This window comes from Kribbella sp. NBC_01245, from assembly GCF_036226525.1.
GTDB lineage: Bacteria > Actinomycetota > Actinomycetes > Propionibacteriales > Kribbellaceae > Kribbella.
Map to the genome: position 1 here is coordinate 6,850,250 of NZ_CP108487.1, position 19,160 is coordinate 6,869,409.

16 protein-coding genes are annotated in these 19,160 nt (G+C 67.4%); 13 read left to right on the forward strand and 3 right to left on the reverse strand.

All coding sequences use genetic code 11. From position 1 onward, the window contains the following. Positions 1 to 3 precede the first annotated feature (3 nt). The 13 genes from OG394_RS31225 to OG394_RS31285 are packed head-to-tail and all read left to right on the forward strand — an operon-like array spanning position 4 to position 15,602. Positions 4 to 714 carry an NADH-quinone oxidoreductase subunit C gene (locus OG394_RS31225; protein WP_328990750.1) on the forward strand — a complete coding sequence of 237 codons (711 nt, stop codon included), beginning with the start codon at positions 4 to 6 and terminating at the stop codon, positions 712 to 714. Next, positions 714 to 2,060: an NADH-quinone oxidoreductase subunit D gene (locus OG394_RS31230; RefSeq protein WP_328990751.1), complete on the forward strand. Its 1,347-nt coding sequence runs from the start codon at positions 714 to 716 to the stop codon at positions 2,058 to 2,060. The genes OG394_RS31225 and OG394_RS31230 overlap by 1 nt, the downstream gene beginning before the upstream one ends. After that, a complete protein-coding gene (gene nuoE / locus OG394_RS31235) occupies positions 2,060 to 2,860 on the forward strand; it encodes an NADH-quinone oxidoreductase subunit NuoE (RefSeq protein ID WP_328990752.1) in 801 nt (266 codons plus the stop codon). The genes OG394_RS31230 and nuoE overlap by 1 nt, the downstream gene beginning before the upstream one ends. Beyond that, complete coding sequence (gene nuoF, locus OG394_RS31240; RefSeq protein WP_328990753.1) at positions 2,860 to 4,176, forward strand: NADH-quinone oxidoreductase subunit NuoF; 1,317 nt, start codon at positions 2,860 to 2,862, stop codon at positions 4,174 to 4,176. The genes nuoE and nuoF overlap by 1 nt, the downstream gene beginning before the upstream one ends. Continuing rightward, positions 4,173 to 6,593: an NADH-quinone oxidoreductase subunit G gene (locus OG394_RS31245; protein ID WP_328990754.1), complete on the forward strand. Its 2,421-nt coding sequence runs from the start codon at positions 4,173 to 4,175 to the stop codon at positions 6,591 to 6,593. The genes nuoF and OG394_RS31245 overlap by 4 nt, the downstream gene beginning before the upstream one ends. After that, on the forward strand, positions 6,590 to 7,915 hold the full coding sequence (nuoH, locus tag OG394_RS31250; protein ID WP_328990755.1) for an NADH-quinone oxidoreductase subunit NuoH: 1,326 nt from the start codon (positions 6,590 to 6,592) through the stop codon (positions 7,913 to 7,915). Before OG394_RS31245 ends, nuoH begins: the two co-directional genes overlap by 4 nt. Beyond that, positions 7,908 to 8,456, forward strand: coding sequence for an NADH-quinone oxidoreductase subunit NuoI (gene nuoI / locus OG394_RS31255; RefSeq protein WP_328990756.1), 549 nt, complete (start codon positions 7,908 to 7,910; stop codon positions 8,454 to 8,456). Before nuoH ends, nuoI begins: the two co-directional genes overlap by 8 nt. A 35-nt stretch (positions 8,457 to 8,491) precedes the next feature. Further along, positions 8,492 to 9,298, forward strand: coding sequence for an NADH-quinone oxidoreductase subunit J (locus OG394_RS31260; protein ID WP_442914314.1), 807 nt, complete (start codon positions 8,492 to 8,494; stop codon positions 9,296 to 9,298). Further along, the gene (gene nuoK, locus OG394_RS31265; protein ID WP_328990758.1) at positions 9,295 to 9,594 is read left to right on the forward strand and encodes an NADH-quinone oxidoreductase subunit NuoK; all 300 of its coding nucleotides are present in this window, start codon (positions 9,295 to 9,297) and stop codon (positions 9,592 to 9,594) included. Before OG394_RS31260 ends, nuoK begins: the two co-directional genes overlap by 4 nt. Before the next feature lie 11 nt (positions 9,595 to 9,605). After that, complete coding sequence (gene nuoL / locus OG394_RS31270; protein ID WP_328990759.1) at positions 9,606 to 11,477, forward strand: NADH-quinone oxidoreductase subunit L; 1,872 nt, start codon at positions 9,606 to 9,608, stop codon at positions 11,475 to 11,477. Then, positions 11,474 to 12,997 (forward strand): NADH-quinone oxidoreductase subunit M, encoded by a 1,524-nt coding sequence (locus tag OG394_RS31275; protein WP_328990760.1) that lies wholly within the window; start codon positions 11,474 to 11,476, stop codon positions 12,995 to 12,997. Before nuoL ends, OG394_RS31275 begins: the two co-directional genes overlap by 4 nt. Then, positions 12,994 to 14,586, forward strand: a complete 1,593-nt coding sequence (gene nuoN, locus OG394_RS31280; protein WP_328990761.1) for an NADH-quinone oxidoreductase subunit NuoN — start codon at positions 12,994 to 12,996, stop codon at positions 14,584 to 14,586. The genes OG394_RS31275 and nuoN overlap by 4 nt, the downstream gene beginning before the upstream one ends. Then, a complete protein-coding gene (locus tag OG394_RS31285) occupies positions 14,583 to 15,602 on the forward strand; it encodes a polyprenyl synthetase family protein (protein WP_328990762.1) in 1,020 nt (339 codons plus the stop codon). The genes nuoN and OG394_RS31285 overlap by 4 nt, the downstream gene beginning before the upstream one ends. Before the next feature lie 128 nt (positions 15,603 to 15,730). Here the strand turns inward: OG394_RS31285 and OG394_RS31290 are convergent, their stop codons facing one another. The 3 genes from OG394_RS31290 to OG394_RS31300 form a co-directional block, all read right to left on the reverse strand. Then, positions 15,731 to 16,201, reverse strand: a complete 471-nt coding sequence (locus OG394_RS31290) for a cupin domain-containing protein (protein WP_328990763.1) — start codon at positions 16,199 to 16,201, stop codon at positions 15,731 to 15,733. A 75-nt stretch (positions 16,202 to 16,276) separates the two neighbouring features. Beyond that, positions 16,277 to 16,753 (reverse strand): RrF2 family transcriptional regulator, encoded by a 477-nt coding sequence (locus tag OG394_RS31295; protein ID WP_328990764.1) that lies wholly within the window; start codon positions 16,751 to 16,753, stop codon positions 16,277 to 16,279. A gap of 255 nt (positions 16,754 to 17,008) precedes the next feature. Next, positions 17,009 to 19,075 carry a PhoX family protein gene (locus tag OG394_RS31300; RefSeq protein ID WP_328990765.1) on the reverse strand — a complete coding sequence of 689 codons (2,067 nt, stop codon included), beginning with the start codon at positions 19,073 to 19,075 and terminating at the stop codon, positions 17,009 to 17,011. Between the last annotated feature and the right edge of the window lie 85 nt (positions 19,076 to 19,160).

The following is a 19,160-nucleotide window of genomic DNA, read 5'->3' on the forward strand; positions in this document are numbered from 1 at the left end:
TCGATGAGTTCTACCCAACCAGAGAACCTGCCGGCCACGTCGGCCGGCAGTGACGCGCAGACCCCGGGCCACCCGGAGATCGTCGACCAGCGCGAAGGCATGTTCGGTGTCCGCGGTACTGGTGACACCTCCGGTTTCGGTGGCCTGCGCCGCCAGGTCGCGCTGCCCGGCGGATCGGTCAAGCCGTACGGCGGCTGGTTCGACGAGGTGGCCGAGCGGCTGGAGAACCTGGCCGGCGACGACGCGATCGAGAAGGTCGTCGCCGATCGTGGCGAGCTGACCATTCACGTCAAGCGCGAGCGTCTGCTCGAGGTCGCCCAGCACATCCGCGACGACGCGGGACTGCGGTTCGAGTTCTGCTCGGGCGTCAGCGGTGTGCACTACCCGAACGAGACCGGTCGCGAGCTGCACGCCGTCTACCACCTGCTCTCGATGACGCACAACCGGCGGATCCGGCTGGAGGTGTCCTGCCCGGACGCCGACCCGCACATCCCGTCCGTGGTGAGTGTCTACCCCGCCAACGACTGGCACGAACGTGAGACGTTCGACTTCTTCGGCATCATCTTCGACGGACACCCGGCGCTGACCCGGATCCAGATGCCGGACGACTGGCCGGGACACCCGCAGCGCAAGGACTACCCGCTCGGCGGCATCGACGTCGAGTACAAGGGCGCCGTCATCCCGCCGCCCGACACGCGGAGGTCGTACAACTAATGAGTACAACGGATCCCTACGCTGCGCCCTCAACCGCCCGGAACACCACCGAAGGCAAGGTCTTCACCGTCACCGGTCAGGACTGGGACTCGGTCGTCGCCGGTATCGGCGACGAGTCCGAAGAGCGCATCGTCGTCAACATGGGCCCGCAGCACCCGTCCACGCACGGCGTGCTCCGGCTCATTCTCGAGATCGAGGGTGAGACGGTCACCGAGGCCCGCTGCGGCATCGGCTACCTGCACACCGGTATCGAGAAGAACATGGAGTTCCGGTCCTGGACCCAGGGCACCACGTTCGTCACCCGGATGGACTACCTGTCGCCGTTCTACAACGAGACGGCGTACTGCCTCGCGGTCGAGCGGCTGCTCGGCATCGAGGACCAGATCCCGGAGAAGGCGAACGTGATGCGGGTGCTCCTGATGGAGCTGAACCGGATCTCGAGCCACCTGGTCTGCATCGCCACCGGCGGTATGGAGATCGGCGCGCTGACCGTGATGACGATCGGCTTCCGCGAGCGGGAGATGACGCTCGACCTGTTCGAGTTGATCACCGGCCTGCGGATGAACCACGCGTTCATCCGGCCCGGCGGTGTCGCCCAGGACCTGCCCCCGGGCGCCCTGGACAAGATCCGCGACTACATCAAGTGGATGCAGAAGCACCTGCCCGAGTACGCCGAGCTCTGCAACGCGAACCCGATCTTCAAGGCCCGGCTGGGCGGCGTCGGCCACCTGGACCTGACCGGGTGCATGGCACTCGGTATCTCCGGTCCGGTGCTGCGCTCGGCCGGCTACGGCTACGACCTGCGCAAGACCCAGCCGTACTGCGGGTACGAGACGTACGACTTCGACGTACCGGTCCGCGACACCGCGGACGCCTACGGCCGGTTCCGGATCCGCCTGGACGAGATGCACGAGTCGCTGAAGATCGTCGAGCAGTGCGCCGACCGGCTGGCCAAGATGGACGGCGACCCGGTGATGGTGGCCGACAAGAAGATCGGCTGGCCGAGCCAGCTCGCCGTCGGCAACGACGGTATGGGCAACTCGCTCGACCACATCAAGCACATCATGGGCGAGTCGATGGAGGCGTTGATCCATCACTTCAAGCTGGTCACCGAGGGCTTCCGGGTCCCGGCCGGCCAGGCCTACGTCGCGATCGAGTCGCCTCGCGGTGAGCTCGGCGCGCACGTGGTGTCGGACGGTGGCACCAAACCGTTCCGGGCGCATTTCCGCGACCCGTCCTTCTGTAATCTGCAGGCGATGCCGATCATGTGCGAGGGCGGCCAGGTCGCCGACGTGATCGTCGCCGTCGCCAGCCTTGACCCGGTGATGGGTGGAGTGGACCGCTGATGGCTGAGAGCACATCGACCAACAAGACCGTGCCGTACAGCACCGGTGACTCGAAGATCGGTGAGACCACGATCGCCGAGATGCGGGAGCTGGCGGCGCGTTACCCGGTCGGCCGGTCGGCGCTGCTGCCGATGCTGCACCTGGTGCAGTCGGTCGAGGGTCGCGTCACCCCCGAGGGCATCGAGGCCTGCGCCGAGGTGCTCGGGTTGACCGGTGCCGAGGTGTCGGCGGTCGCGACCTTCTACACCATGTACAAGCGTCGTCCGGTCGGCGACTACCACGTCGGCGTCTGCACGAACACGCTGTGCGCGGTGATGGGTGGCGACCTGATCTTCGAGCGCCTGAAGGACCACCTCGACGTCGGCAACGACGAGACCACCGAGGACGGCAAGATCACCCTCGAGCACCTCGAGTGCAACGCCGCTTGCGACTACGCGCCGGTGATGATGGTGAACTGGGAGTTCTTCGACGACATGACGCCGGAGTCGGCCACCCAGCTGGTGGACGACCTGCGCACGGGTACCGAGGTGAAGTCGCCGCGTGGCGCCACCATCTGCACCTGGAAGGAAGCCGAGCGCGTGCTGGCCGGTTTCCCCGACGGCCGCGCCGACGAGGGCCCGACCGGTGGCAAGGCGACGCTGGCCGGTCTCCGGCTGGCCCGCGAGCGCAACTGGACCGCTCCCGGGAGCCAGGCCAGCGGTACGGCTCCCACCCAGAGCGCGCCCGGTCCCCGGCCGGAAGACCAGCCGGGCCGTGAGTCGCAGGCCGTGCACACCGACGACACGCGGAAGGAAGACTGATGTCCTACGTGGCTCCTCTGACCCCGGTGCTGTCGAACAACTGGGACCAGGTTCGTGCCTGGCAGATCGGCTCGTACGAACGCTCCGGCGGGTACAGCGCGCTCAAGCGTGCGCTGACCATGCAGCCGGCCGACGTCGTCACCGCGGTGAAGGACTCCGGTCTGCGCGGCCGTGGCGGCGCGGGCTTCCCGACGGGTTTGAAGTGGTCCTTCATCCCGCAGGACAACCCGAAGCCGAAGTACCTGGTGGTCAACGCGGACGAGTCCGAGCCGGGCACCTGCAAGGACATCCCGTTGATGCTGGCCTCGCCGCACACGCTGGTCGAGGGCGTCATCATCTCGTCCTACGCGATCCGCGCGAGCGTTGCCTTCATCTACGTCCGCGGTGAGGTCCTGCACGTCGTACGACGCTTGCAGCAGGCCGTCGCGGAAGCCAAGGCCGCCGGCTACATCGGTACCAACATCCAGGGCAGCGGTTACGACCTCGACGTGGTGGTGCACGCCGGTGCGGGCGCCTACATCTGCGGCGAGGAGACGGCTCTGCTCGACTCGCTCGAAGGCCGTCGCGGTCAACCGCGGCTGCGCCCGCCGTTCCCCGCGGTCGCCGGTCTGTACGGCTGCCCGACGGTGATCAACAACGTCGAGTCGATCGCGTCGGTCCCGGCGATCATCGCCAACGGCCCGGACTGGTTCGCCTCGATGGGCACCGAGAAGTCCAAGGGCATGACGCTGTACTCGCTGTCCGGGCACGTCACCCGTCCGGGTCAGTACGAGGCTCCGCTCGGCATCACCTTGCGGGAGCTGCTCGACCTGGCCGGCGGCGTGCGGAACGGGCACCAGCTGAAGTTCTGGACCCCCGGTGGTTCGTCCACGCCGTTGCTGACGGCCGAGCACCTCGACGTACCGCTGGACTACGAAGGTGTGGCCGGCGTCGGTTCGATGCTGGGCACGAAGGCGTTGCAGATCTTCGACGAGACCACCTGTGTGGTCCGGGCGGTGTTGCGCTGGACCGAGTTCTACAAGCACGAGTCCTGCGGTAAGTGCACCCCGTGCCGCGAGGGCACCTGGTGGCTGGTCCAGATCCTGGAGCGGCTCGAGGCGGGTAAGGGCAGCGAGGAAGACCTCGACACCCTGCTGGACCTGTGCGAGAACATCCTGGGCCGCTCGTTCTGCGCCCTCGGTGACGGCGCGACCAGCCCGATCTCCAGCTCGATCCAGTACTTCAAGGACGAGTACATCGCCCACTTCAAGCACGGTGGCTGCCCGTTCGACCCGATGGCCTCCACCCTGTTCGCCACTGCGGGAGCGACGGTATGACCATCCAAGCGAACGCCGGAGCGGTCGAGAAGACCGACCTGGTGACGGTGACCATCGACGATGTCGAGGTCAAGGTCCCGAAGAACACCCTGGCGATCCGGGCCGCGGAGCAGATCGGGATCCAGATCCCGCGGTTCTGCGACCACCCGCTGCTGGACCCGGTCGGCGCCTGCCGTCAGTGCCTCATCGAGGTCGTTGACGCCGGCAACGGTCGCGGGATGCCGAAGCCGCAGGCCTCCTGCACGCTGACTGTTGCCGACGGCATGGTCATCCGCACGCAGGTGTCCTCGCCGGTGGCCGACAAGGCGCAGCACGGGAACATGGAGTTCCTGCTGATCAACCACCCGCTGGACTGCCCGGTCTGCGACAAGGGCGGCGAGTGCCCGCTGCAGAACCAGGCGATGACCAACGGGCGCGGCGAGAGCCGGTTCACCGAGGTCAAGCGGACCTTCCCGAAGCCGATCAACATCTCGGCCGAGGTGCTGCTGGACCGCGAACGCTGCGTGCTCTGCGCCCGCTGCACCCGCTTCTCCGAGCAGATCGCCGGTGACCCGTTCATCGCGCTGATCGAGCGAGGCGCGCTGCAGCAGGTCGGCATCTACGAGAAGGAGCCCTTCGAGAGCTACTTCTCCGGTAACACGATCCAGATCTGCCCGGTCGGCGCGCTCACCAGCGCGGCGTACCGGTTCCGCTCCCGGCCGTTCGACCTCGTGTCGGTGCCGACCGTGGCCGAGCACGACTCGGGTGGCGCGGCGATCCGGGCCGACCACCGTCGCGGCAAGGTCATGCGCCGCCTGGCCGGGGACGACGCCGAGGTCAACGAAGAGTGGATCTCCGACCGGGACCGGTTCGCGTTCAACTACGCGACGACCGGCGACCGGCTGACGCACCCGATGGTCCGCGAGGACGGCGAGCTCCGGCCCGCGTCCTGGCCCGAGGCGCTCACCATCGCCGCTGAAGGCCTCGCAAAGGCCAAGGGCAATGCGGCCGTGCTGACCGGTGGCCGGCTGACCCTCGAGGACGCCTACGCGTACTCGAAGTTCGCCCGCGTCGCGCTGGGTACGAACGACATCGACTTCCGGGCCCGCCCGCACTCCACGGAGGAGGCCGAGTTCCTCGCCGCCGTCGTGGCCGGGACAGGGCTTGGTGCGACGTACGGCGATCTGGAGCGGGCGGGCAGCGTGCTGCTGGCCGGGTTCGAGCCGGAGGAGGAAGCGCCTTCGGTCTTCCTGCGCCTGCGCAAGGGCGTTCGCGCCGCCGGGACCAAGGTCTTCACGATCGCGGCGTACGGATCGCGTGGTGTCGAGAAGCTCAACGGCCAGGTCATCCAGACCGCGCCGGGCAGCGAGGCCGCCGTACTGAGCGACCTGAACGCCGCCGGCCCGATCGCCGCGGAAGCTCGCGCGGCCCTCGGCGCCGGTTCGGTCATCATCGTCGGCGAGCGCCTCGCGACCGTGCCTGGTGCGCTGTCGGCGGCCCTGCGGCTCGCGCTCGACACGGGTGCCGAGATCGCCTGGATCCCACGTCGTGCGGGTGATCGGGGTGCGGTCGAGGCCGGCTGCCTGCCGAACCTGCTGCCCGGTGGGCGCCAGGTCAGCGACGCCGCCGCCCGGGTCGACCTGCAAGCCGCATGGGGTGTGGACGGTCTGCCGTCCTCGTCCGGTCGCGACCTCAACGCCGTACTGGAGAGCGCCGGATCCCTTGGCGCGCTGGTCGTCGGTGGTGTCGAGATCGACGACCTGCCGAACCCCGAGGTCGCGTTGGCCGCACTCGAGGCCGCGCCGTTCGTGGTCAGCTTCGAGGTCCGCACCTCTCAGGTAACCGAATACGCCGACGTTGTGTTCCCGGTTGTGCCGCCCGCCGAGAAGTCGGGCACCTTCGTGAACTGGGAAGGTCGCGAGCGGCCGTTTCCGGTCGTGCTCGAGGTGCCGACCGCGATGCCGGATGTCCGCGCGCTGGCCGCCCTGGCCAACGAGCTGGACACGCCGCTCGGCTTCAGCACCCCGGCCGGGGCCAAGCGTGAGCTCGACGAGCTGGGCCGCTGGGATGGCGCCCGCGCCGCCGAGCCGACGTACCACGCGGCGCCGGGGCAGGGGGCGTTCGACTCCACCCGCCTCGCCACCTGGCGGATGCTGATCGACGACAGCCGCAGCAACGACGGCGAGCCGTACCTGGTCGCCACCGCGCGCAAGGCCGTCGCCCGCGTCTCGCTGACGACGGCTCACCGCGTCGGCGTGACCGACGGCGACGAGCTCGTGGTCAGCACGGCCTCCGGCTCGATCCGGCTGCCCGTGGTCATCACCGCGATGGCCGACAACGTCGTCTGGCTGCCGGCGAACTCGGCCGGTTCACACGTCCGGCGCGCACTGCACGCCGACCACGGCTCGATCGTCACCATCGCCGGAGGGAACGCATGAGTCTGATCCCGCTCGCCGACACCCCGCAGGTGGGGTTCGGCTCCGACCCGTGGTGGGTCGTCGGGCTGAAGGTGCTGCTGGTCTTCATCTTCCTGGTCGTCTTCACGCTGTTCAACATCTGGTTCGAGCGTCGTGTCGTGGCCCGGATGCAGCACCGCGTCGGCCCCAACGTGCACGGGCCGTTCGGTCTGCTGCAGTCGCTCGCCGACGGTATGAAGCTGATGTTCAAGGAGGACCTGACGCCGAAGGGTGTGGACAAGTTCGTCTACATCGCGGCGCCGGTGATCGTCTCGATCCCCGCGTTCATGACGTTCGCGGTGATCCCGTTCGGGCCGACGGTGAAGATCCCGTTCACCGACACCTACACCCGGCTGCAGATCACCGACCTGCCCGTCTCGGTGCTGTACGTGATGGCGATCGCCTCGATCGGTATCTACGGCATCGTGCTCGCGGGCTGGTCGTCGAACTCGACGTACTCGCTGCTCGGTGGCCTGCGCTCGAGCGCCCAGATGATCTCGTACGAGGTCGCGATGGGTCTCGCGCTGGTCGCGGTGTTCCTGTTCGCCGGGTCGATGTCCACCTCGGAGATCGTCGACGCGCAGGGCTCGAGCCAGTCGATCAACCTGTTCGGCGCGGAGATCCCGATCCCCGGCTGGTACGCCGTACTGCTGTTCCCGTCGTTCGTCATCTACCTGATCTCGATGATCGGTGAGACGAACCGGGCGCCGTTCGACCTGCCCGAGGCCGAGGGCGAACTGGTGGCCGGCTTCCTCACCGAGTACTCGTCGATGAAGTACGCGATGTTCTTCCTCGCCGAGTACATCAACATGGCGACCGTGTCGGCGCTCGCGACCACGCTGTTCCTCGGCGGTTGGCGGGCACCGTGGCCGATCTCGATCTGGGACGGCGCGAACGAGGGTTACTGGCCGGTGCTCTGGTTCTTCGGCAAGCTGCTCGGGTTCATCTTCTTCTACATCTGGTTGCGCGGAACGCTGCCGCGACTGCGTTACGACCAGTTCATGAAGCTGGGCTGGAAGGTCCTGATCCCGATCTCGCTGGCCTGGATCGTGCTAGTCGCGACCGTGCGCGCGGTCGGCCGCGAGGTCGAGTTCAACCGGACCTACCTGATGGTGGCCGCCGGGATCGTCGCGGGGATCGCGATCATCACGATGTTCCTGCCGCAAAAGCAGGAGCCGGAACCGGTGGTCGTGGAGGACGAGGAGTTCGACGCGTTCGCCGGCGGCTATCCGGTGCCACCACCACTCATCACTGACACTGCGACTGCTGGTGCCGAAACTGCGAAGGAAGGCAACCGTGGCTAGCGTGAAGGAGTCCCTCTGGGACCCGGTCGCCGGATTCGGGGTCACCTTCCGGACGATGTTCCGGAGTGTGTTCACCGAGGAGTACCCGTTCGAGAAGAAGCCGACCGCACCGCGGTTCCACGGCCGGCACCAGCTGAACCGCTGGCCGGACGGCCTGGAGAAGTGCATCGGCTGTGAGCTGTGCGCGTGGGCCTGCCCCGCGGACGCCATCTACGTCGAGGGTGCGAACAACGGCGAGGGCGAGCAGTTCTCCCCGGGTGAGCGCTACGGCCGGGTCTACCAGATCAACTACCTGCGCTGCATTCTGTGCGGGTTGTGCATCGAGGCCTGCCCGACCCGCGCGCTGACGATGACCAACGAGTACGAGCTGGCCGATCGCAGTCGCGAGTCCCTCATCTACGAGAAGAAGGACCTGCTCGCGCCGCTGCTGCCCGGGATGGAGGAGCCGCCGCACGCGATGCAGCCCGGCACCACCGACCGGGACTACTACCGCGGCAACATCATCCCGCTCACGCCGGTCGACGGAGGTGTCGAGAAGTGATCGCTCTGGTCACCGGCGCCGATGTCGCCTTCTGGATGCTCGCGCCGATCATGGTGCTCGCCGCGATCGGCATGATCCTGGTCCGCAAGGCGGTGCACTCCGCGCTGCTGCTCGCCACGGTGATGGTCTGCCTGGCCATGCAGTACGCGGCTCTCGACGCGCCGTTCCTGTTCGCGGTGCAGATCATCGTCTACACCGGCGCCATCCTGATGCTGTTCCTGTTCGTGCTGATGCTGGTCGGCGTCGACGCGGCGGACTCCCTGGTGGAGACCATCCGCGGTCAGCGTCTGCTGGCCGGTCTGGCGTTCCTCGGCTTCGCCGTACTGCTGGTCTTCGCAGTCGGCAGCGCGACGTACGGCGATCCGATCGGGCTGGACCAGGCCCAGCCGGACGGCAACGTGAACGGCCTCGCCGAGCTGCTGTTCGGCAAGTACGTCTTCATCTTCGAGGTCACCTCGGCCCTGCTGATCACCGCCGCCCTCGGCGCGATGATGCTGGCCCACCGTGAGCGCCTCACCCAGAAGATGACCCAGCGCGAGATGGCCGCCGACCGGATCAGGAAGTACGCCGAACACGGCGTGCACCCCGGCCCGCTGCCGACGCCCGGCGTACTGGCCCGGCACAACGCGGTCGACACTCCGGCGCTGCTGCCGGACGGTTCGATCGCGCCCACCTCGGTTTCGCGGGTGCTGCAATCCCGTGGCACGGTGTTGTCCGAAAGCCAGGAGCGCGCCGACGTCGACGCTGTCCGCGAGATCGTCGCTGGTGATGTCGGCGACGAGGTTTCGCCCGACCTGACCGGTACCGACCAGACCGGCTTCACCGAAGGGGACAAGCAGTGAGCGCCGAGCCGTACATCGTCCTGAGCGCGCTGCTGTTCAGCATCGGCGCCCTCGGGGTGCTGATCCGCCGGAACGCGATCGTGGTGTTCATGTGCGTGGAACTGATGCTGAACGCGACGAACCTGGCGTTCGTCAGCTTCGCCCGCCAGCACGGCAACCTCGACGGCCAGATCGCCGCCTTCTTCGTGATGGTGGTGGCCGCCGCCGAGGTCGTGATCGGGCTGGCCATCATCATGGCCATCTTCCGCACCCGTCGTTCGGCCTCGGTCGACGACGCCAACCTGCTGAAGTACTGAGGTACTAACCGATGAGTCATGAGCTGACGTGGCTGCTGGTCGCGATCCCGCTGGTCTCCGCGGGTGTCCTGCTGCTCGGTGGTAAGGCCACCGACAAGTGGGGTCACCTGCTGGGTACGGCGGCGCCGCTGGCCTCCTTCGTCTGTGGGGTCCTGCTCTTCTTCCAGATGCAGGGTCACGGCGCCGAAGAGCGGCACGAGACGGTCAAGCTGTTCGAGTGGTTCTCGGTCGGCAGTATTCACGTGGACGTATCGCTGCTGGTGGACCAGCTGTCGATTCTTTTCGTGCTGCTGATCACCGGTGTGGGCAGCCTGATCCACATCTACTCGATCGGCTACATGGCGCACGACCCGCGCCGCCGCCGGTTCTTCGGCTACCTGAACCTGTTCGTGGCTTCGATGCTGCTGCTGGTCCTGGCCGCCGACTACCTGCTGGTCTTCGTCGGCTGGGAAGGCGTGGGTCTCGCGTCGTACTTGCTGATCGGGTTCTGGCAGCACAAGCACTCGGCCGCGACCGCCGCCAAGAAGGCGTTCGTGGTGAACCGGGTCGGTGACATCGGCCTGTCCCTCGCGGTGATGAGCATGTGGGCGCTGTTCGGCTCCTCCGCCTTCACCACCGTGAACGAGGGCGCCGAGGGTCTGTCGGACAAGTGGGCCACGCTGGTCGGCCTGATGCTGCTGCTGGCCGCCTGCGGTAAGTCCGCGCAGGTGCCGCTGCAGTCCTGGCTGCTGGACGCGATGGAGGGCCCGACCCCGGTCTCGGCCCTGATCCACGCGGCGACCATGGTCACCGCCGGGGTCTACCTGGTGACCCGCTCGCACGCGATCTTCGAGCAGAGCGAGGCGGCGTCGACCGCGGTCGTCATCGTCGGTGCGGTGACCGCCCTGACCGGTGCGATCATCGGTTGCGCCAAGGACGACATCAAGAAGGCGCTGGCCGGTTCGACGATGAGCCAGATCGGCTACATGATGCTCGCCGCGGGTCTCGGCCCGGCGGGTTACGCCTTCGCGATCTTCCACCTGCTCACGCACGGCTTCTTCAAGGCCAACATGTTCCTCGGCGCCGGTTCCGTCATGCACGGGATGAACGACGACGTGGACATGCGGCACTACGGCGGCTTGGCGAAGTACATGAAGGTCACCTTCGTGACGTTCTCCTTCGGCTACCTGGCCATTCTCGGTATCCCGCCGTTCTCGGGCTTCTTCAGCAAGGACAAGATCATCGAGGCCGCGTTCGCGGACAACTTCGTGGTCGGTTGTGCGGCCCTCCTCGGTGCCGGTATCACCGCGTTCTACATGACCCGGATGATGCTGATGACGTTCTTCGGCGAGAAGCGCTGGGAGAAGGACGTGCACCCGCACGAGTCGCCCGCGGTGATGACGGGCCCGCTCGTCGTACTCGCGGCGCTCTCGCTCGGTGGCGGCGCGCTCTACTTCGCCGGCCACTGGATCGTCGAGTGGCTCGAGCCGGTCGTCGGGCACGAGGAGCACCACCCGCCGGTCAGCGCGCTGGCGATGACCGCCATCACGCTCTCGGTCGTTGCCGTGGGCATCGTGATCGCGGTGCTGCGTTACCGCCGGGACATCCCGCGCGAGGCGCCGGTGAAGGTGTCGCCGCTGACGACCTTCGCTCGCCGTGACCTCTACGGCGACGCCCTGAACGAGGCGGTCCTGATGCGTCCGGGCCAGTACCTCACCCGGACCATGGTCTGGTTCGACAACCGGGGGGTGGACGGCTCCGTGAACGGTGTCGCCGCACTCTTCGGTGGGCTGTCCGGCCGATTGCGCCGGGTCCAGACCGGCTTCGTCCGTTCGTACGCTCTCAGCATGGTCTTCGGCGCCGCATTCGTGGTCGTCGCCCTCCTCGCGGTGAGGTTGTCGTGAAAATCGGTTGGCTGACCCTGACACTGCTCCTGCCGTTGGTCGGAGCCGTCGCCACAGCGCTCGTGCCGAAGGCGAAGGCCACTCTGGCCAAGCAGCTGGCACTCGCGTTCTCGCTGGTGACGCTGGTCCTGACGGCGATCATCGTCGTCGGGTACCGGGCCAATGGCGCGGAGAAGTACGCCGAGGACCTCACCTGGATCGAGGCCTTCGGCGCGCACTACGCGCTCGGCCTGGACGGCGTCGGCGTGGTGCTGATCGCGCTCACCGCGCTGCTCACCCCGATCGTGCTGATCGCCTCCTGGAACGACGCGAAGGGCGGTCGCTGGAGCGAGAAGTCGTTCTTCGCCTGGATCCTCGGCCTGGAAGCTCTGTCGATCGGCGTGTTCGCCGCGACCGACGTGTTCCTCTTCTACGTGCTGTTCGAGGCCACGCTGATCCCGATGTACTTCCTGATCGGCGGCTTCGGCGGCGCGCAGCGGTCGTACGCCGCGGTGAAGTTCCTGCTCTACTCGCTGCTCGGCGGTCTGCTGATGCTGGCATCGGTGATCGGCCTGTACGTCGTGTCCGCCCGCGCCGGCGAGCCGTCGTACCTGCTGAGCGACCTGTCCCAGCTGGACCTGAGCACGAACACCGAGCGCTGGCTGTTCCTCGGCTTCTTCTTCGCCTTCGCGGTGAAGGCGCCGATGGTGCCGTTCCACACCTGGCTGCCGGACGCCGCCGCCGAGGCGACGCCGGGTACGTCGGTGCTGCTGGTCGGCATCCTGGACAAGATCGGCACCTTCGGCATGCTGCGGTTCTGCCTCGGCCTGTTCCCGAACGCGTCCGAGTGGGCCACCCCGGTGGTGCTGGTGCTCGCGCTGATCTCGGTGCTGTACGGCGCGCTGCTGGCGATCGGCCAGACCGATATCAAGCGCCTGATCGCCTACACCTCGATCTCGCACTTCGGCTTCATCGTGATGGGCATCTTCGCGCTCACCTCACAGGGCCTGGTCGGTTCGACGCTGTACATGTTCAACCACGGGCTCTCCACGGCCGCGCTGTTCCTGGTCGCGGGCTACCTGATCTCGCGCCGCGGCTCGGCCCGGATCGCCGACTACGGCGGTGTGGAGAAGGTCGCGCCGGTGCTGGCCGGGACGTTCCTGTTCGCGGGTCTGTCCAGCCTCGCGCTGCCGGGCCTGTCGCCGTTCATCTCCGAGTTCATGGTGCTGGCCGGCGTGTTCAGCAACCACAAGGTGATCGCGGTGATCGCGGTGTTCGGCATCGTGCTGGCCGCGCTCTACATCCTGATCATGTACCAACGCCTGATGACCGGTCCGGTTCGGGACGGTATCGAGAAGCTCAAGGATCTGAACGCCCGTGAGGTGTTCGCGATCGCACCGCTGGCCCTGCTGATCGTCGCTTTCGGCTTCTACCCGAAGCCCGTCGTCGACATCATCGAGCCGGCCGTGAAGGCGACCATGGAGCATGTCGGCGTGTCCGACAAGGCCCCTGAGATCCCCGTGACGGAGGGACAGAAGTGAGCGCACTGCTGGCACCGCTGGCGGACGGCTTCACCGCCCCGAAGATCGAGTACAGCGAGCTCGCGCCGCTGCTGATCGTCTTCGGTGTGGCGGCGATCGGCGTACTGGTCGAGGCCTTCGTGCCGAGGGCGCTGCGGCACGTGGTCCAGTTGATCCTGAGCATCGCGGGCATCCTGGCCGCGGCGCTCTACACGTTCATCTTGATCAAGGACGAGACCAAGCTGATCGGGGCCCAGGGCTCCATCGCGGTGGACGGCCCGGCCGTCTTCACCTGGATGGTCCTGCTGGTGCTGACGCTGATCAGCCTGCTGCTGTTCGCGGAACGCTCGGTCGACGGTGGCCTGTCCGCCTTCGCCAGCCAGGCCGCCGCCGTACCGGGGTCCGAGGCTGAGCGCGAGGGCACCGCGGCGAAGATCGAGCACACCGAGGTCTTCCCGCTGACGCTGTTCGCGGTCGGCGGCATGATGCTGTTCGCCGCGTCGAACGACCTGCTGGTGCTGTTCGTCGCGCTCGAGGTCTTCTCGCTGCCGCTCTACCTGCTGTGTGGTCTGGCGCGTCGTCGCCGGCTCATCTCGCAGGAGGCCGCGATGAAGTACTTCCTGCTCGGCGCCTTCGCCTCCGCCTTCCTGCTGTACGGCATCGCGCTGCTCTACGGGTACGCCGGCACGATGTCGCTCGGCGGTATCTCCGACGCGCTCGCGACGAAGACCGGTGGCGACGCGATCCTGCTCGCCGGTACCGGCCTGATCGCGGTCGGCCTGCTGTTCAAGGTCGGTGCCGTGCCGTTCCACTCGTGGACGCCGGACGTGTACCAGGGTGCGCCGACGCCGATCACCGGGTTCATGGCCTCCTGCACGAAGATCGCCGCGATCATCGGCCTGATGCGCGTCTTCTACGTCGCGCTCGGTGGCACCCGCTGGGACTGGGCGCCGATGTTCTGGGTGGTCGCCATCCTGACGATGGTGGTCGGCTCGATCGTCGCCATCACCCAGACCGACGTGAAGCGGATGCTGGCCTACTCCTCGATCGCGCACGCGGGCTTCCTGCTGACCGCGTTCGTCGGGCTGGCGCAGACGGGTTCGGGCATCACGCGGGGCATCACCTCCATGCAGGCGGTGCTGTTCTACCTCGTGTCGTACGGCTTCGCGACCATCGGCGCCTTCGCCGTGGTCACGCTGGTCCGCGACGCGGGTGGCGAGGCGACGCACCTGTCGCGCTGGGCCGGACTGGGCAAGAAGTCGCCGCTGCTCGCGGGGACGTTCGCCTTCTTCCTGCTGGCCTTCGCGGGTATCCCGCTGACGTCGGGCTTCACCGGTAAGTGGGCGGTCTTCACGGCCGCGTGGACGGGTGGTGCCTGGCCGCTGGTGGTGGTCGCGGTACTCTGCAGCCTCGTTGCCGCGTTCTTCTACATCCGGGTGATCGTGCTGATGTTCTTCTCCGACCTGCCGGCCGACGCGCCGGATGTCGCCGTGCCCGGTTGGCAGACCGGTCTCGCCGTCGGCATCGGCCTGGTGGCGACCGTGCTGCTCGGCCTGGTTCCCGGCCCGGTGCTCGACCTGGCCGCACGCGCTGGTGAGTTCATCCGGTGACCAGTACGCCGTTGCCGGTTCCGGGCCTGGGCTTCGAGGTCGCCGATGCGGCGCTCGAGGCCCGGGTCCGTGCCGGGTTGGAGACCGTCGAACAGGCGCTGCGCGACGCGGCCCGGTCCGAGGCTCCCTTCGTCACCGAGGCCGCCCAGCACGTCATGGTTGCCGGCGGCAAGCGTTTCCGTCCGTTGCTGGTGCTGCTCGCGGCCGAATTCGGGCCGTCGCCGGTTGCGCCTGAGGTGGTGGAGTCGGCCGTGGTGGTCGAGCTGACGCATCTCGCGACGCTGTACCACGATGACGTGATGGACGAGGCGGCGCTGCGACGTGGTGCTTCCTCGGCGAATGCGCGGTGGGATAACTCGGTCGCGATTCTGACCGGTGACTGGTTGTTCGCGCGTGCGTCCGACCTGGTCTCGGAGCTCGGGCCGGAGGCTGTTCGGATCCAGGCGCGTACTTTCGGCCGGTTGGTCGAGGGGCAGATCCGGGAGACTCTTGGTGTGCGCGAGGGGGATGACCCGCTCACGCACTACCTGTCGGTCGTGGCCGACAAGACCGGCTCTTTGATCGCGACGTCGGCGTTGTTTGGTGCGCGGTTTGCCGGTGCCTCTGCTGAGGTGCAGGAGACGTTGCGGGCCTTTGGTGAGGAGATCGGCCAGGCCTTCCAGTTGGCGGACGACATCCTCGACGTGATGTCGTCGGGGGAGTCGGGCAAGACGCCTGGTACGGATCTCCGCGAAGGCGTCCCGACCCTGCCGGTGCTGATCTTCCGCGCCTCGGCGGATCCGTCGGTCGAGGCGGACGCGCGCCTGCTCGAACTGCTCGACTCCGACCTCAACGACGACACCCGGCTGGCCGAGACCCTCGCCCTGCTCCGCGCCCACCCGTCGCTCGAACAGGCCGAGAACGACGTCCGCCGCCGCGCCGACGACGCCCGCAAACTCCTCTCCAACCTCCCCGAATCCCCCGGCCGCACCGCCCTAGAGTCCCTCTGCGACCTAGTAGTAACCCGCTCCGTCTAACCTCCCCCCGCCCTCCGGGGCAGCCCCCCGCACTGCCCTCAGCCGCCGTACGGCGTGTCGTATTTCCGTTCATCGGGCCCTTGTGACGCGGCGTGTCGTGGTTCATCGGACCCTTCTGACCAGGTGTTTCAGGCTGTACGACCTGCCCACGCAGGGCTTTCGGCGTAGTGGTTGTCGTAGAGGTCTTGCGTCTTGCCGAGTTCGGCCGGGTCGGTCTCGCCGCGGTAGACGCCCTCGAGCAGGCGGTAGTAGTCGAAGCGCGGCTTGGCCTGGGTGAGGACGAAGAGAACCTCGGTATCGGTCTCGCCGGCCGCTTCGAAGGCGTGCTTGACGTTCGGCGGTACGAGCAGGAAGTCGCCCGTCTCCAGGATCGTGATCTCGTCATCGATCAGCACTCGCAACGCACCACTCAAAACGAAGAAGAGCTCGGACGCCTGGCCGTGCGTATGCGGGGGAGCGCCGTCCTTGCCGGCACGGAAGATCGACCGGTGAGTGGTCACGGCACCACCCGTGGCAGTGGTGTCGGCGAGCAGCGAGACGCCGCTCGCGGGCAGGACCTCGGCATCGATCGAGCGGACGAGTACGGGCTTGGTGGTCATGGCGTTCTCCTTGGTTGTAGACAGTGAATGTCCAGAATTGGTGTGTGCGAAAGGAGTCGTTGGTGCGGTGGTCGATCAGGTCCGCAGACCCTCGAACCAGCGGCGGGTGTTCTCGGGGGTGCCGGGGAAGGTTCGTTCGACCTTGGCGACGATGTCGGCGATGGTCTGGGAGGCGAGTTCGCGCCGCCAGTTGAGCTCCGCGGTCTTCATCGTCTGCGAGATCAGGCAGGTCTTCCGGTAGTCCGTTGCAGCGTTGCCACCGGGTCCTTCGCGCAGGATTTCGCTGCAGCGGAAGGCGTCATCGGGTCCGTCGATCGCCACCACGATGTCGAGCACAGAGATCTGCTCGGGGAATCGCGCCAGCTGGAACCCACCCTTCGGCCCGGAGGTCGACGACAGGATCCCGGCCCGACTCAACGCCTGCAACTGCTTGTTGAGGTACGCCGCCGGCAAGTCGTAAAACGCGGCGAGCCGAGCCGCCGGCACAGCCTGCCCCGGCATCCAGCACAGATTCACGCAACTGTGCAACGCCCACTCAACCCCCTCGTTCATCTTCACAACCTGGACACTACACATCCAGAATCCATCACGCAAGCCGTCACCGCCTACCTCACTTTGCATTCATTCGTCGGAATCCGCCCTCACAGCTCAGCGGACCCGCGCAGGCAGGCGGCGGCTGAGGGCGGATTCCGACGAATGAATGCAAAGTGAGGACGACTGGCGCCGTGGTCACAAGGGCCCGATGAACGGTATGCAAAAAGCGGCGGGGACCCCGGTACGACGTACCGGGGTCCCCGCCGCTTTTGGCTAGCTGCCGACGCGGGTGTTGTCGGGGCGCCAGACGCAGGAGATGGCGGGGCGGGGGAAGGGGTGGGTGTGGGGCCAGGTGGACGTCGGCTTCTCGAAGGTGGCGTCGTCGGTCTCACCCGGGTGCTGGACGGCTACGAAGACGGTCTTGTCGTCGTCGCTGATCAGCGGTCCGCAGGCTTCGGCGCCGAACGGCACCGACAGGAACTGCTTGACGTGACCGCGGTCCGGACCGGCGACCGGCACGGTGAAGATGCCGTCATTCGAGCCCAGCACGTTGCCGTCGGTCGAGATCCACAGGTTGCCGTGACCGTCGAACGCGACGTTGTCCGGGCACGAGATCGGGCTGACCTTCGACTTGTCGTACCCGCCGAAGTACGTCTCCTGCGCGGTCGGGTCACCGCAGACCAGGAAGAGCGTCCAGAAGAAGCCGGTCTTGGCCGCGTCGTCGCCCTCCTCGGTGAGCTCGAGGACGTAGCCGTTCCGGTTGCCGGCCTTCTCGATCAGCGGGCCGTTCAACGACTCGCGCACGTGCGACTTGGCCAGCGGGTTCGCCTCGTCGATCGCGAACTTGCCACCGCGGTCCGAGTTGTTCGTCAGCGCGACGTACACGCGGCCGTTGACCGGGTTGCGCTCGATGTCCTCGGGGCGGTCCATCCGGGTCGGCTTGACCGTGTCCGCGGCCAGCCGGGTGTTGATCAGGACGTCCGCCACGCTCATGCCCGCGACGTACGACTCCTTGTCGCTGGTCAGCGGGATCCACTCGCCCACGCCGTCGTACAGCCCGTCGGCCGATCCGTCGCCGGTGAACTTCGCGACGTACAGGGTGCCGTGGTCGAGCAGGTCGAAGTTCTTCTTCCGGTCCTTCGCGTCGTACTTGCCGGTCGAGACGAACTTGTAGACGTACTCGCCCTTCTCGTCATCACCGGTGTACGCCGCGATCCGGCCGTCGGCGGTGATGGTGATGGTGGCGCCTTCGTGCTTGAGCCGGCCGAGCATCGAGCGCTTCTTCGGCGTGGACTTCGGGTCGTACGGGTCGACCTCGACGATCCAGCCGTGCCGGTACGCCTCGGTCGGCGTCTTGGTCAGGTCGAACCGGGCGTCGACGATGCTCCACTCGCGGGCCGACTTGGTCTTGGTGGTCGGCACGCCGTACCGCTTGAACGCGGCCACGTGCTCGGTCGCGACCACGTCGGAGACGTCGAAGTAGCCCTGGAAGTTCTCCTCGCCGGACAGCACCGTGCCCCACGGGGTGACACCGCCCGCGCAGTTGCCGAAGGTGCCGAGGGCAACCTTTCCGACGCGCGGATCGGCGGCGGCCGGGCCGGTCACCTCGAACGGCGTCGACGCGGTGATGCGCCGGTTGTAGCGGAAGCTCCACTTGTCCTGGCGCCAGCGACCGCTGCGGCCGACGCGCTCGATGCCGACTACCGACATACCGTGGGCGGCTATACCGATCTTGGCCTGCGTCTTGGCGTCGTACTTGCCGGTCGGGAACATCAGGACTTCGTCCGTGTACTCGTGGTTGCAGACCAGTAGGCCCTTCCGCTCATCCCGCAGCGGCAGCACCATCGTGTAGTCGTTGTTGTAGCCGAACTGCTTCGCCTGGGCCTCGGGCGTCTGCTTGTACGCGTCGAACTTCGGCGCACCAGGGATGATCGGGTCGCCCCACGCGGCCACGACGGCCTGCTGGTATCCGCGCGGAACCACGATGTCGTCGCGGCGGTTCGGCGGTACGACGCTGTGGGTCAGCGCCCCGCGCTCGGGACGGCCGGGCCAACCGCTGGCGCCCGTGTTCGGGGCAGTGGCAGGCATGTTCGCGGCGGCCGGAGTGCTCGCGGCGAGGCCGGCGACACCGGCGGCGGCGATACCGGCCGCGCCGGCCTTGAGGACACCGCGTCGCGACATCGCGCTGCGCAGGACGTCCTGGATGTGCTCGTTGCCAGTGGTGTTCGATTCAGGATGGTCGCACTGGTTCGCGCACTTCATCTCGCAGGTGCGGAAGGCACGGGATCCGTGGCGGGTGCCGATCTGGCTGATCAGCGGCAACAGTTTGCGTGTGCTCACGACGGGTTCGCTCCGGCTCGGCTCGTAGGGCGGCCGCCGTTATATATAAGGGCGGTCGCCGCGACGCTAAGCAGGGCAACCGAAG